We start from the raw sequence: 13,017 nt of genomic DNA, 5'->3' as shown, positions 1-13,017 counted from the left end.
GCTGTTGCACACTAGAGCATACGTTTCGAATGAATTAACTGTGATCAGTCGGCTTCTATAAAATGCCTTTCACTAGAAAAAAGCATCCAACAATACATAACAGCACAGCAAAACATTTTTTCAGTACTGCTGGTGAAAGCGCATGCGCAGTTTTCGCGCCATATTTAGCCGTAAAGAAACTCATCACACTAATGCCCAAAAAGGCATAGATATGAATAAAGCCAATGGTATTTGGAATTTCAACTTGCTGTTGCATACCAAAAAACATAAAGCCTAATGCACCAGCAATGGCAATGGGTAAACCGCAAGCCGCAGACGTCCCGACCGCTTTTTGCATCACCACGCCATTTGCCGTTAAATACGGTACCGTAATACTGCCGCCGCCAATCCCGAAGATGGCCGATGCAACGCCAATACCCGAACCCGCCACAATTTGCTTGCCTGTAGATGGCAGTGTTTTGTTGGGATCGACTGGCTTTTTTGCACCCATAAACATGTTATAAGCCACCCAAAGTAAAAACACACCGACAATCATTTGCAGATGCAAACCTGACAGCCAGCCTGCAATGCCCGCGCCTGCAAAACAGCCAATCGCCATTGGCGGAGCTAAATTTTTAAATACAGGCCAAATCACAGCGCCATTTTTATTGTGCGCCATTAAGGAGCTGATCGATGTCACCACAATCGTAGCCAAAGATGTACCAAGCGCCAAATGCATAATCACATCAGGGCTATAGCCCATTTGGCTAAAAACAATATAGAGCAATGGCACAATGATGGTGCCACCACCGACACCAAACAGCCCCGCAGCAAAACCTGCAAATGCGCCAATAATTAAGAAAGTAATGAGTTCCACGAAATAGATACTTTTAAAGTGATGTATTGAAGAAGTCTGACTGGTTTAAGCCAACTCCACTTGACCTACAGCATGATAAGCACGGTTGAAATACACCAAACTCTCTTCCTGCTGACTTTGCTTGATTGCGACCACACGGCACATAAACACACTGTGCGTACCCACTTCTTGAATCTGTTCAATCTGACAGTCAAAACTGACCAAAGCATCTTTGAGTATTGGTGAACCTGTTTCTAATGTGGTCCAAGAACCCAATTTAAACCGCTCTTCCGAACTGAATTTGCTTGAAGCAAAAGCATTGGAAATTTGCTCATGCCGTGCGCCCAAAACATTGACAGACAGAACTTTATTTTCAAGAAAATGCGCATGAGAACGAGAGGATTGATTCATACAAACCAGCAAAGTTGGCGGTGTATCTGTCACACTGCATACTGCTGATGCTGTAAATCCATGCATGCCTGCTTCGCCTTCAGTCGTAATCACGTTGACTGCAGTCGTCAATAAAGACATTGCATTTCTAAAATCAGTTGCTTCAATCATCTCTTCAATCTCAATGGTCTATATGGCTTATCTCTTTCTCAGGTTTGGGCAATAGCAAATTTAATTTACTTATTGCCCTTACATGAAATTGAGTCAGCTCGAATTTATGCGGTCAATTCTTGGCGAATAATGGCAGCGCCTGCGCTTAACGCATTTAGTTTGCCTTGCGCCACTTGGCGAGGTAAAGGCGCCATACCGCAGTTTGTTGAAGGATATAGCTTGTCGGCATCTACAAACTGCAATGCTTTGCGTAATGTATTAGCTACTTCTTCTGCTGTTTCAACCTGATTGGTTGCTACATCAATGGCGCCAACCATCACTTTTTTACCGCGAATCAGTTCGATTAAATCCATCGGTACACGAGAGTTTTGGCATTCAAGCGAGATAATATCGAGCTTAGATTGCTGCAGTTTCGGGAATGATTCTTCGTATTGGCGCCATTCATTACCCAAAGTCTGTTTCCAATCGGTATTGGCTTTGATGCCATAACCATAGCAAATGTGAACAGCAGTTTCACATTTCAAACCTTCAAGCGCACGCTCTAAGGTCGCAATACCCCAGTCATTGACTTCATCAAAAAATACGTTAAACGCAGGCTCATCAAATTGAATGATATCTACGCCTGCCGCTTCAAGCTCTAACGCTTCTTGATTCAGGATTTTAGCAAATTCCCAAGCCAATTTTTCACGGCTCTTGTAATGACCATCATACAAAGTATCAATCATCGTCATTGGGCCAGGCAGTGCCCATTTGATCGGCTGATTGGTTTGGCTGCGTAGGAATTTTGCATCATCAACAAACACTGCTTTCTTACGCGATACTTCGCCCACCACAGACGGGACACTTGCATCGTAACGATTACGAATACGCATCGTTTCACGCTTTTCGAAATCTACCCCTTCAAGATGTTCAATAAATGTGGTCACAAAATGCTGACGGGTTTGTTCACCATCACTGACAATATCAATGCCTGCATGGATTTGTTCATGCAAAGATAATTTCAACGCATCACGTTTTGCATCTAATAATTCTTCGCCTTCAAGTTTCCATGCTGACCACAATTTTTCAGGTTCAGCCAGCCAAGATGGTTTAGGTAAGCTGCCAGCAGTTGAAGTTGGGAGTAAAATGGCCATATTCGATCTTCTATCTCTATATTCTAAATTTCGCAAAAACAAAATGTCATCAATTGATTATTAAATTCATATTGAGAGTCCCTTCTCCCTTTGGGATGAGGAGCGTGCTCCGCAAGAGGATGAGGGGCATGCTCCGCAAGAGGATGAGGGCACTTTTCATATAAATCCTCTCCCTAACCCTCTCCTTAAAAGGAGAGGGAAATTTCTTTATGAAATAAATATTGATCAAAAATTAACTGATGCATGAAACATATTCTTTAAAACAGCTGCTTTAAATCATTCGTGATTTAAAATTAAGCCGCGTCTGCATTTTCAATACTATAATTAGCCGCCCACTCATTCAGAATGTCTTTATATGGCTGGATAAAGTTCTCTTCTGTCCATTTGCCCTGTTTAACTGCCAACTGGCCACGTTCAACACGGTCATACACAATACGGGTTAATGAGTAATCACCGAAGCTTAAGCTTGGTTGATAAACTAAACCTGCTGTCGCATTGGTATTGTAAATTTCAGGACGGTAGATTTTTTGGAAGCTTTCCATGGTGCTGATCGCGCTGATCAGTTCAAAATCTGTATAGTCGCTAAGTAAGTTATTTGCTGAATAGAATGCCAATGGCGCTGTCGCATTTTCAGGTTTGAAGTAACGAACACTTAAGCCCATTTTTGCAAAATAATCATCGGTACGTGAATAGTCATCATTGGTGTATTCCACACCTAAAATCGGATGCACATTTGCAGTACGGTAATAAGTTTTTGTCGTTGAAACACTTAAACAAATGACAGGCTGTTTTTTAAATTCAGCTTTGAATACGTCTGAATTGATCAAGTGTTGATAAAGCTTGCCGTGTAAATCGCCAAAATCTTCAGGTTTTTCATTGAACTTGCAGCCCAGTGCTGGCAATACCACACTGAAATCATAGTCACGCACATACGATGAAAAACTGTTGCCGATCATGCCTTCAATGCGTTCATTGGTTTTATGGTCGATGATGGTGCTTTTTAATGTTTCAATAAACGGGAAAGTTTGACCATTGCCTTCTACATCCAGCTCCGCAGAAATGATGTCAATTTCAAGTGAATAACGGTCAGCATTTGGGTTGTCACAGCTGGCCAAAGTATTGAAGCGGTTATTAATCATTGCCAATGTACGGCGTAAGTTTTCTTCACGGTGCTCACCGCGCGCCAAATTGGCAAAGTTCGTTGTTAGACGTGTATTGTCTGCTGGTTTATAGTTTTCATCAAAGCGGATACGTTTGATTGAACATGCAAATTTATTACTCATGGAGATTCACTACCCTAAAATTAAAATAATCAAAATTTCTGTATGGAGTAATTTATACGTGAATCTTAAGATGAATAAAAATGATTTAACCTCAATACAAAGTGAGTGAAATTCATGTTTGGTAATTTTATAAGATGAATTTATTTCAATTTAGCTCAATGAGCGCACTTTAAAACTGATCACCCCAAAGAATAATATTCAATTAATTATTGTATAAACAATATCTTATGATTTTATTGTTTGCGTATTCATATCAGAATTTTGCTGATTTTTTGATGTAAAAATGAAACTCATCAATTAGAATGTCTACTTTTAGAATATGATTATTTATTAACCTAAGTGAATTAAACTCAGCTTAAACTGAAAAAAGATCAAATAATTAACTGATTTTGTGATTTCTTATATGTAGATACAAATATCTAAATTTCTCATTTAGATACTTGCCCTATCTTTGTTAGCAGCTATGCAATCACTTTAAAAAATGAAAGATTTATGCGCCACAATTCCTGTCATCGCACCATCACCTACAGATAATGCAACTGAACCGCCAGAACGGGTCACATCACCGCAAGCATAGATCCCTTTAACATTTGTTTCCTTGGCTGGCGAAGTTTTAATGGCCTCGCCATATTCATTGCAGTCAATCTCTAAACCTAAATGATGAATCCAATCTGCTTGCAAACGAGTCACAGTTGAAACAAACAAACCGTCAAGCACTGTTTTTTCACCATCATCAAAAATTACCTCACAAAGCCCTTCGATACGTGAAATTTTGCGCGTTTCAATCTGAATTTGACGTTTTGAAAGCTTCGCTAATAGCTCATCATCCAATTGATCTGCACTAATGGCATCATTTAAAAACAGCGTTGTATTACCCCAATCTGGTAGCATCAATGCCATATGTAACGAATGCATACCCGATACCAGCATGCCGACTTCACCTAAATTTAGTTCATAACCATCACAATATGGACAGTGATAAACAGATTTCCCCCAACGTTCGGCCAAACCATCAACTTGAGGCAATTCGTCACGTACGCCAGTCGCAATAATCATTTTTTCAGCTTGAATGTGCTGATCACCTGCGATAACTGAATATTTTCCATCAACCGCTTTTACATCTGTAACAGTTTCAGCAAGCCATGAAATCGTTGAATACTTTTCTAATTGTGCTTTAGCGTCTTCTGCAATAGCACTTGGGGAACGGCCATCTTGGGTTAAAAAATTATGTGAATGTTCGGCAAAACGATTACGGCGTTGCCCTGCATCAATAATTAAAATACGGCGACGTGCACGTGCTAAAGGTAAAGCCGCAGAAAGCCCTGCATAACTACCGCCAATAATCACAACTTCATAATTCATGTTCATAACGCCCTATATGTAACTTTTAAAGTTACTATATCATTTAATATGCGTATAAGAAACTTTTAATGTTACAATCTATAAATTCCCCCAATAATCTATTTCCTCATGCGTAAAGACAGTAAACTTTCACGAATGCTACATGTCCTGTTGCATATGGCACGTGAAAATAAGCCTTTCACTTCAGATCAGATTGCCGAAATGCTGGAAACAAACCCTGTTGTGGTGCGTAGAACCATGTCTGGCTTAAAAAAACATGGATTTGTTGATTCTGAAAAAGGCCCAGGTGGCGGCTGGAGTCTAATTAAACCCCTGCATGACATTTCGCTGTATGACATTTACCTTGCTGTCGGTGAACCTTCTATTTTCGCCATTGGCAATGAAAATATGCAGCCAGACTGCTTGGTAGAACTGGTGGTCAATCGGGCACTTGATCATGCCTTTTTTGAAGCGCAAGAAGTGCTGATTAAAAACCTTAAAGCAACTCAATTAGACCAATTGGCACATGATTTTCAAATTGAATGGAATCAGCAGATGAACGTGAAATAAAACAAATAGATCTTTAAATTTGTTTCAATTTTAAGTCACTGTACTGAATCTGACTCAGCTCAAACTTAGAAATAATCAGCATATTCGAGCTTTGAAAGGTACATGAATCGCTAAAATATAAGGTTTATATTTATACCTTATTATTATGTCAAACAAACTTGAACGTCAGAAACTGACTCTCCCAGCAGGTCATGACAAACTTTTATTACACTCTTGCTGCGCGCCCTGTTCTGGCGAAGTCATGGAAACATTAATTGAATCTGGTATTGATTTTTCGATCTTTTTTTACAATCCCAATATTCATCCAGTTAAAGAATATGAAATCCGCAAAGAAGAAAATATCCGCTTTGCAGAAAAACACAACATTCCGTTTATCGACTGTGATTACGACACTGACAACTGGTTTGAACGCGCCAAAGGCATGGAAAATGAACCTGAGAAAGGCCTCCGCTGTACCATGTGTTTTGATATGCGCTTTGAACGTACTGCATTATATGCGGCAGAACATGGCTTTAGCCTAATCAGCAGTTCATTGGGTATTTCACGCTGGAAAAATATGCAGCAGATTAATGACTGCGGGCATCGTTCAGCTTCACATTATGACGGAATAACCTATTGGGACTATAACTGGCGTAAAAATGGCGGTGCTGTGCGTATGCTGGAAATCAGTAAAAAAGAAGAATTTTATCAGCAGGAATACTGCGGCTGTGTGTATTCACTGCGCGATACCAACCGCTGGCGTATGAGCCAAGGCCGTGACCGAATCAAATTGGGTGTGAAGTTTTATTCCAATGCGATGGATGAAGAAGCTTGAGTTCTGCCCTTCGTTATTTTTTTATGGATATTAATTTGATGTTGTTAAGCCCTGAAATTTTTACATCATTCAGGGCTTTTTTTAGCTATATTTCAACTTATTTCAGTTCTTCAACCAACGTTGGATAGATTGATCCATCGACATCCATTTCGGTTTTATAAATGCCATTGGCAACATTAAATTTGTTCACGTGATAACTCGAGCCATAAAGTGAATCAAATCCTGTACCTTTTTTAAAGACTTGTTTATTGGCAGCCAAGTCCAATAAATGTGTGCCTCCAATAAACTGTTCATATTGTGCAGGGTCAACACCAACTCGGGTTGACATGATTTTCACTGCATCGGCATGCGTTGCAGGGTCGTTGATGTATTTAACCGTTTTATCCCAAACTTGAATGATTTTTTTCCATTCTTCTTTGTTGGCAGATAAATGCGTCATGTTGACGGTTAATGTGTCGTAAATCAGACCGGGTTTATCTTTCGATGTATAAATGATTTTAGAACCTGCTACCGCTTTCAAAGCTTGATTTGCGACCGGTTGCCACACGGCAATCGCTGCAATATCAGGACTTGCAAATACTTGTGGCAGCTCATTGGTCATGGTGTTGACCAACTTCACTTCAGAAGCTTGAATTTTTGCATCATCCAAAGCCGTCGCTAAAAGCAAATGATCAACCAAGCCTTTTTCAGTCGCGACACTTTTTCCTTTTAAATCGGCAAGGCTATTGACGCCATCTTTAGCAATGATGACATCATTACCCGCAGAATAGTCCGTCGCCATAATCATGACGCCTTTCGTACCGCCAGAACCCGTAACTAAGTTATCGCCGTTAGTGACCAAAACAGCATCCAACTGATTTGCTGCAAATGCAGATAGTGAGGCTGAATAATCAAACCATTTAAAATCTACATTGACACCGGCTTCTTTCAACCAGCCTTTTTCAATAGCAACTTGCCATGCGACAAAACCAGGCCAGTCGCTATAGCCAATTGTGATGGCTTTTGTATTGACAGTGCCTTCTGCCTGAGCATTTGGTTCAGGTGTTTTGGCCGTATTGTCACAACCACCTAGTAAGATGGCGGTCAAAACGGATGCAGATAAGCAGGCTTTTTTGATCATAGTGCGATTTCCCCAATGGCATTACAGTTAAATTTGGTATTGGTGTACAAAAACGATGGTGTATTCGGATTGCTGACAGATTGAGCATTGTGCTTTGCACGATTTGGTCTTTGGTTACCTGCATTAGCATGTGCTTGCTGTTGGTCTGTGATTCGGTCTTTAAACTGACCTTGCGATCGATATAATTGGCCCATTTTAAAACTCCTTAATTCTTTGCATTTTGCGGAATTGGCGGCATCACAGCGTCCATCAACTCCAAATGTCCTTTAATCACACCTTTAAGTGCTGAAAAATGCTGACTGATAACTTTGAGCTCTGAACTAACGCCTTGCAGAATCATGACTTCTAAAATTTTGTGGTCATCAAGCTGAATATGCAGCGAGCTCACCACTTGTTCTAAAAACTGCTGCTGTAAATCTAAAAGCTGAATACGTAGCGCCGTACTACTTGCGTCATAAAGTAAGGTAAACGTGCCAACCATCACTTCGTTGCGCTGCTCCTGATCGGCAATCAGATGCTTATTGATCATGTCGACAATGGCCTGAGAACGGCTTTCATAATGCTGATCGACAATTTTTTGATCCAAAGCATCGACTGTTTTTTCAGGCACTGTAATACTGATACGCGCCAGCTTTTGTTTAGGCACTGTTTTTCCTTATTTTTTTGCTGAATATAGAAACCCGCACGGGCGCTCAGTAGTTCAATAAATAAATGCTTTAATTGATGCAGAAATGTTGCAGATTGATGGCGGTTCATATGCATCTCCTGTTTAAGTAATACAAAATATTTATTTCGTAATATCGATAGAAATGCAGAATCTGTGCCAAGTGAGAAATACAAAAAATGATCGATTTTTTGGACTTTTAACTTTCTTTTAGATTTTACTGTTCATCATTTGTGCAATAAATGCACTAATAGCGACTTATTTGCACTATTGCTGCGATGTGTCATTTGATGAAGGACCATTTATTAAGGGCGTTGTTCTTAAGCAAGAGCATTGACCGACAAGCAACAAACTCTATGTTCAATTTATTTCATCAACATTGAACATCATTTATACTGATTGATCATTCTATTTATCACTCAACGCCTATGAAGTATTTCAGCTGCGCGGTATGTTCTAACCAAATCTTTTTTGCCAATTCATACTGTGTCAATTGTCAGACTGCGCTAGGTTATATTGCCTCTGAAAAGCAAATGGGCTGTTTTGAAAAGCACAGCACTACGCTGTGGCTTGCGTTAAATCCTGAAATAAAGGGAAAACGCTTTAAACCTTGTCATAATTATCAGCATCATCAGATATGTAACTGGATGGTGCCTGCCGACAGTGAAGAAATTTATTGTGAATCTTGCTTACTGACACATACCATTCCCAACTTAGATAACCCAGACCATATTGTGTACTGGGCACGATTGGAACATGCCAAACGGCGTTTTTTGTATTTAATGCAGCAACTGAATACCATGCCGCGTCCTAAACGCAGCCAAGATGACCGTTTTGGACTTCGTTTTGATTTTCTGATGCCAACAGAAAATACACCTGTCATTACCGGTCATGCCAATGGCATTATTACCTTGAATGCCAGTGAAGCAGATGTGATTTACCGTGAAACAACGCGCATAAAAATGGGTGAAAACTACCGCACACTTCTAGGTCATTTTAGACATGAAAGCGGTCATTATTATTTTGATTTGATTAAACATTTACACCCAGAGCTGATTGATGAATTTCGAGAACTGTTTGGTGATGAACGACAAGATTATAGTGAAGCTTTGAAACGGCATTATAATGATGGTGCGCCGCAAAATTGGGCGGATTACTATGTCAGTTCATATGCCAGTACGCATCCATGGGAAGATTGGGCGGAAACATGGGCGCATTATTTGCATATGATGGACACCCTAGAAACAGCCTACTATGCAGGATTAGTGGTCAAAACCAATAAGTCGGATTTGAATAATTTAGAACTGAAAGAAAACCCGATTGGCGCTCAAGATTTTGACCTACTACTGCAACACTGGATGACCTTAACCTTTAATTTAAATGCACTGAACCGCAGCATGGGGCTAGATGATGCATATCCATTTACATTGTCGAATCCAGTATTGGATAAATTACGATTCATTCACCACAAACTGCTCAACATGACCTTAAAAAACCAGCAGCACAATTAGATTAAATTTAATACGTGATATTGTTTGAACCTCAGATCAACTTTTCTGTATTACAGCATTCGTACATTAGCTTATAGAAAGGATGTATACGTAGTAATTTTCTAGAATTGAGCGCTGTAACACCTGCCCTATTTTTACTATTTTATAAAGGTTAAAATAACAAAAAATAGATGCCTGTGACCTTTCCAATGATGCCTTTCACGCATTTACCTGTTCGTTTCATGTGTATCATCAGCCTGAGTTTGCTCAGTGGATGCCAATTGGTCAAATTACAAGAAAATCAACTCAGTGCGTCACTAAATAATAAAACAGATAGCATATTAACCCATCAGAAGCTCAGTACATTTAGCCATCAAATCCTGTTAATGGTGAATGAAAGCGACCAATCTTGTTTAAATGCGCTTGAAAGCTGTATTCACAAAATGCGTAATAATGAAACTTTAGATATTGCTCAAGTCTATGCAGCAGCAAGTGAGCTGTACATGGCACGTGCTTTAAGCGCTGATCAAAATCCACAATGCAAAAAAGCTTAAAACAACACAGCGGAAAATTAGCTTCAAGCAAAATTAAAATGTGTATGGATCAGCAGCTTGCAGACTTTGATTTCAGTCTGCGTTACAGCTATGTCTATCTATTTAAATCCGCTCAAGCCCCAGAAGAACGCTTATTTGATTTGCGTCAGGGACAAGTCCGCACCTTTTATAATGTGGCTTTATCACGTCTGATCACCTCATCATTTACCCGTTTTGACTATCAGCAAATGCCTGAAAGTTTAAGTTGACAAAAATAACTAATCATGCGAAAAGGTTTTTTTAGTTAACAGATGTTCACACATGCCTCGGATTGTTTCTGTACCACTTAGTTTAGAACAGCGAGAACGACTCATTTTTCTGGCCAAACATGCAAAACATTGGCGTGAAAGACAACGTGCCCAAACTATTCTCTGGCTTTCCGAAGGTAAAAGTGTTGCAGAAGTTGCCACTCTACAAGAACGTATCCCAGAAACCATAAGGCTACAACGCCGACGTTGGGAATTGTATGAGTTTGAATCGATTAAAGAAGGTCATCGCTCAGGTCGACCCAATACATTGATCTCAGACTATCAGGCGAAAATCTTAGATTGGGTCAATACAAGTCCACTCAATGCAGAACAAATCCGAGTCAAACTACATGAAGAATACGAAGTGTCCGTGTCTGTTGAAACCATTCGTAAGTTTTTACGTGATTCAGGTATGGTCTTCAAGCGTACCCGTCATAGCTTGAAAAAAAAGAGATCCGATTGTATTTGAACAAGCAACACAGCAGATTGAAGAATTACGAGAGCAAGCGGCACGTGGTGAAATTATATTAGGTTATGTTGATGAAACAGGGTTTTCATCTACACCTGATAACCGCTATGCGTGGACAAAGATAGGTAATGTTCATGCGGTTGATGCAATAAGATTAAAACGAGTTAATGTCATGGGGTGTTTGCTTTCAACGGGGAAACTGGTGACAAGTTGTTTACAAGAGTCAGTTACAAGCACTTGGTTTTATGCCTATTTAACTGGAATAGCTCAACAAGTTAAACAGACGTATAACCTTCCATTGGTTCTTATTGTTGATAATGCCTCGATTCATAGAAGTAAAAAGATGGCTGATTACAGAGAGCTACTTAAAACTAACTTTTCGACGAATCTGTATTTTATTCCAGCTTATAGCCCTGAGTTAAATCGAATCGAGATGGTATGGAAGCAGATGAAATATTATTGGCGAGATTTTCAAGTCATGACAGCTGATAAAATAGAGCAATGGGTGGAGAAAGTATCAAACCAATTCGGAAAAGAATACATGTTTACTTTTTAATGACAACTTATAGTCTGATAAAACGTGCTTATGTTATTGCTAGTTCCAAAAATCAAGAAAACTTAGTAAAAGAAATTATTGACCTAGCTATACAAATAGAATCTCAAATTGCTGAAGATGACTTATGTGGAACTTGGGGACTCTGCTTTGATCTTTTTATAGTAGGGAAAAGCAAATATTTAAATAAAACACTTAAACAGAAAATTATTGATGAGATGTTCGATCGATTAACTCGTCTAAAACAGTTAAGTGTGAGTGAAACGCCACTAAGAGGTACTGAACCTTATGTAAGCGAACAAGCCGTGAATTTTCTTTTAAGCTATTACCGAAGTATTGACGATCAATCTAAAATTACTGAAGTATTAGCTATATTTGCCGAAATTGTAAAGCTCAGAACTAAAAACAAAAATGTTCTACTCCAAGTTAGTGACTATGAGATTTTATATGGTCAATATATAAAAAATAGTAGGAAGGCCGAAGCATCTGTGATTATGGAAAAAATTCAAAGAATATCTCCTCAACAAACGCAACTCTTACAGAAAATATCTATTCCAGTCAGAATTCCTTACCATTTAATCGATCAGTTAATGATTCAACTCAAATCAGATAACTTGATAAAATGTTTGGACAATACACTTTTGTTTTTTATCCCTAAAAAACACCAAACTGAAAGCAATCTACAAAATAAAATAAGTGGCTCTTTTTTTCAGCAGTTGTTTTTTCAAAATAAAATTTACTTAGATCATAATGGAAGAAAGGTGGCGACTGTGAAGTCATTGGAAGAAGATCCAAATGGAAATCTATTTCAGCAACAGGCTGAAGATATTGCTGCTCCAACAATTTCCATTGCATTACATACAGCTATAAATCAATTAAAAGAAGATCATCTTAAAGATACAGATTCATTTTTAGATCATTTATATACTCTTCCTTTATTTACAGAAGACAATAAAGAAATCTTGAGATTGGGTATAGATGCATATTATAGAGAGGATGCAATCACATTTATACATTTAATAATTCCTCAAATTGAATTCCTAGTCAGGAAAATTTTAGTGAATTATATTGATGTTTTTGAATCCAATAATCATACAGGTGGATACAACTTAAAAACATTAGATCGATTATTAGCTAATGCTAAATTTATAGAAATTTTTGGAGATGATTTTTCATTTTATTGCAGAACTGTTCTTACGGACCAAAGAGGTTGGAATCTTAGAAATGATATTTGTCATGGAATAAGCACGAACAAGTTTACTCAAACATCATCTGATAGATTAATCCATATTTTATTATTAATTATTTATCAATATGATAAATATTTAAAAAAGACCGCCTAA

General features: G+C 38.7%; 16 protein-coding genes. 8 read left to right on the top strand and 8 right to left on the bottom strand.

Annotated elements, in window-relative coordinates; genetic code table 11:
• Positions 1-55: 55 nt before the first annotated feature.
• From MST16_RS07865 to MST16_RS07845, 5 genes are all read right to left on the bottom strand, one after another.
• Positions 56-856 (bottom strand): sulfite exporter TauE/SafE family protein, encoded by an 801-nt coding sequence (locus tag MST16_RS07865; protein ID WP_078193778.1) that lies wholly within the window; start codon positions 854-856, stop codon positions 56-58.
• A gap of 45 nt (positions 857-901) precedes the next feature.
• Positions 902-1,396, bottom strand: coding sequence for a flavin reductase (locus tag MST16_RS07860; RefSeq protein ID WP_180011153.1), 495 nt, complete (start codon positions 1,394-1,396; stop codon positions 902-904).
• 104 nt (positions 1,397-1,500) lie between these two features.
• On the bottom strand, positions 1,501-2,529 hold the full coding sequence (locus MST16_RS07855; RefSeq protein ID WP_078193780.1) for a methionine synthase: 1,029 nt from the start codon (positions 2,527-2,529) through the stop codon (positions 1,501-1,503).
• Positions 2,530-2,822: 293 nt separating this feature from the next.
• Positions 2,823-3,812, bottom strand: coding sequence for a putative oxygenase MesX (locus MST16_RS07850; RefSeq protein WP_180011151.1), 990 nt, complete (start codon positions 3,810-3,812; stop codon positions 2,823-2,825).
• A 474-nt stretch (positions 3,813-4,286) separates the two neighbouring features.
• Positions 4,287-5,174 carry an NAD(P)/FAD-dependent oxidoreductase gene (locus MST16_RS07845; protein ID WP_180011149.1) on the bottom strand — a complete coding sequence of 296 codons (888 nt, stop codon included), beginning with the start codon at positions 5,172-5,174 and terminating at the stop codon, positions 4,287-4,289.
• A 108-nt stretch (positions 5,175-5,282) separates the two neighbouring features.
• Between MST16_RS07845 and MST16_RS07840 the strand changes: the two genes are divergently transcribed.
• The gene (locus MST16_RS07840) at positions 5,283-5,723 is read left to right on the top strand and encodes an Rrf2 family transcriptional regulator (protein WP_180011147.1); all 441 of its coding nucleotides are present in this window, start codon (positions 5,283-5,285) and stop codon (positions 5,721-5,723) included.
• Positions 5,724-5,868: 145 nt separating this feature from the next.
• Positions 5,869-6,537: an epoxyqueuosine reductase QueH gene (locus MST16_RS07835; protein ID WP_180011145.1), complete on the top strand. Its 669-nt coding sequence runs from the start codon at positions 5,869-5,871 to the stop codon at positions 6,535-6,537.
• A gap of 97 nt (positions 6,538-6,634) precedes the next feature.
• On the opposite strand, the gene MST16_RS07830 is transcribed toward MST16_RS07835, so the two are convergent.
• Genes MST16_RS07830 through MST16_RS07820 form a run of 3 tightly spaced genes read right to left on the bottom strand, consistent with a single transcriptional unit; the run spans position 6,635 to position 8,303 of the window.
• A complete protein-coding gene (locus tag MST16_RS07830) occupies positions 6,635-7,657 on the bottom strand; it encodes an ABC transporter substrate-binding protein (protein ID WP_180008840.1) in 1,023 nt (340 codons plus the stop codon).
• Positions 7,654-7,851 carry a hypothetical protein gene (locus MST16_RS07825; protein WP_168377511.1) on the bottom strand — a complete coding sequence of 66 codons (198 nt, stop codon included), beginning with the start codon at positions 7,849-7,851 and terminating at the stop codon, positions 7,654-7,656. Before MST16_RS07825 ends, MST16_RS07830 begins: the two co-directional genes overlap by 4 nt.
• Before the next feature lie 11 nt (positions 7,852-7,862).
• On the bottom strand, positions 7,863-8,303 hold the full coding sequence (locus MST16_RS07820) for a CopG family ribbon-helix-helix protein (protein ID WP_078190923.1): 441 nt from the start codon (positions 8,301-8,303) through the stop codon (positions 7,863-7,865).
• A gap of 446 nt (positions 8,304-8,749) precedes the next feature.
• Here MST16_RS07820 and MST16_RS07815 point away from each other — a divergent pair, with 446 nt between their 5' ends.
• From MST16_RS07815 to MST16_RS07790, 6 genes are all read left to right on the top strand, one after another.
• Entirely contained in the window at positions 8,750-9,832 is a 1,083-nt protein-coding gene (locus MST16_RS07815) for a putative zinc-binding metallopeptidase (protein WP_180011142.1), read from the top strand.
• Between the two features lie 170 nt (positions 9,833-10,002).
• The gene (locus MST16_RS07810; protein ID WP_180136600.1) at positions 10,003-10,365 is read left to right on the top strand and encodes a hypothetical protein; all 363 of its coding nucleotides are present in this window, start codon (positions 10,003-10,005) and stop codon (positions 10,363-10,365) included.
• Positions 10,350-10,613, top strand: coding sequence for a hypothetical protein (locus tag MST16_RS07805; protein WP_180011125.1), 264 nt, complete (start codon positions 10,350-10,352; stop codon positions 10,611-10,613). Before MST16_RS07810 ends, MST16_RS07805 begins: the two co-directional genes overlap by 16 nt.
• 52 nt (positions 10,614-10,665) lie before the next feature.
• Positions 10,666-11,121: a helix-turn-helix domain-containing protein gene (locus tag MST16_RS07800; RefSeq protein WP_004973749.1), complete on the top strand. Its 456-nt coding sequence runs from the start codon at positions 10,666-10,668 to the stop codon at positions 11,119-11,121.
• On the top strand, positions 11,111-11,677 hold the full coding sequence (locus MST16_RS07795; RefSeq protein ID WP_111886146.1) for an IS630 family transposase: 567 nt from the start codon (positions 11,111-11,113) through the stop codon (positions 11,675-11,677). Before MST16_RS07800 ends, MST16_RS07795 begins: the two co-directional genes overlap by 11 nt.
• On the top strand, positions 11,623-13,017 hold the full coding sequence (locus MST16_RS07790; protein ID WP_257245701.1) for a DUF4209 domain-containing protein: 1,395 nt from the start codon (positions 11,623-11,625) through the stop codon (positions 13,015-13,017). The genes MST16_RS07795 and MST16_RS07790 overlap by 55 nt, the downstream gene beginning before the upstream one ends.

This window comes from Acinetobacter sp. YH16040_T (genome assembly GCF_024605785.1).
Taxonomy (GTDB): domain Bacteria; phylum Pseudomonadota; class Gammaproteobacteria; order Pseudomonadales; family Moraxellaceae; genus Acinetobacter; species Acinetobacter amyesii.
Note: the sequence above shows the minus strand (reverse complement) of the source record. Positions and strands in the feature narration are given on the sequence as shown.

Excerpts from the sequence above, each read along its gene's own strand:
- MST16_RS07860 (WP_180011153.1), bottom strand. The coding sequence starts at position 1,396 with ATGATTGAAGCAACTGATTTTAGAAATGCAATGTCTTTATTGACGACT.
- MST16_RS07855 (WP_078193780.1), bottom strand. The coding sequence starts at position 2,529 with ATGGCCATTTTACTCCCAACTTCAACTGCTGGCAGCTTACCTAAACCA.
- MST16_RS07850 (WP_180011151.1), bottom strand. The coding sequence starts at position 3,812 with ATGAGTAATAAATTTGCATGTTCAATCAAACGTATCCGCTTTGATGAA.
- MST16_RS07845 (WP_180011149.1), bottom strand. The coding sequence starts at position 5,174 with ATGAATTATGAAGTTGTGATTATTGGCGGTAGTTATGCAGGGCTTTCT.
- MST16_RS07840 (WP_180011147.1), top strand. The coding sequence starts at position 5,283 with ATGCGTAAAGACAGTAAACTTTCACGAATGCTACATGTCCTGTTGCAT.
- MST16_RS07835 (WP_180011145.1), top strand. The coding sequence starts at position 5,869 with ATGTCAAACAAACTTGAACGTCAGAAACTGACTCTCCCAGCAGGTCAT.
- MST16_RS07830 (WP_180008840.1), bottom strand. The coding sequence starts at position 7,657 with ATGATCAAAAAAGCCTGCTTATCTGCATCCGTTTTGACCGCCATCTTA.
- MST16_RS07825 (WP_168377511.1), bottom strand. The coding sequence starts at position 7,851 with ATGGGCCAATTATATCGATCGCAAGGTCAGTTTAAAGACCGAATCACA.
- MST16_RS07815 (WP_180011142.1), top strand. The coding sequence starts at position 8,750 with ATGAAGTATTTCAGCTGCGCGGTATGTTCTAACCAAATCTTTTTTGCC.
- MST16_RS07810 (WP_180136600.1), top strand. The coding sequence starts at position 10,003 with ATGCCTGTGACCTTTCCAATGATGCCTTTCACGCATTTACCTGTTCGT.
- MST16_RS07805 (WP_180011125.1), top strand. The coding sequence starts at position 10,350 with ATGCAAAAAAGCTTAAAACAACACAGCGGAAAATTAGCTTCAAGCAAA.
- MST16_RS07800 (WP_004973749.1), top strand. The coding sequence starts at position 10,666 with ATGCCTCGGATTGTTTCTGTACCACTTAGTTTAGAACAGCGAGAACGA.
- MST16_RS07790 (WP_257245701.1), top strand. The coding sequence starts at position 11,623 with ATGGGTGGAGAAAGTATCAAACCAATTCGGAAAAGAATACATGTTTAC.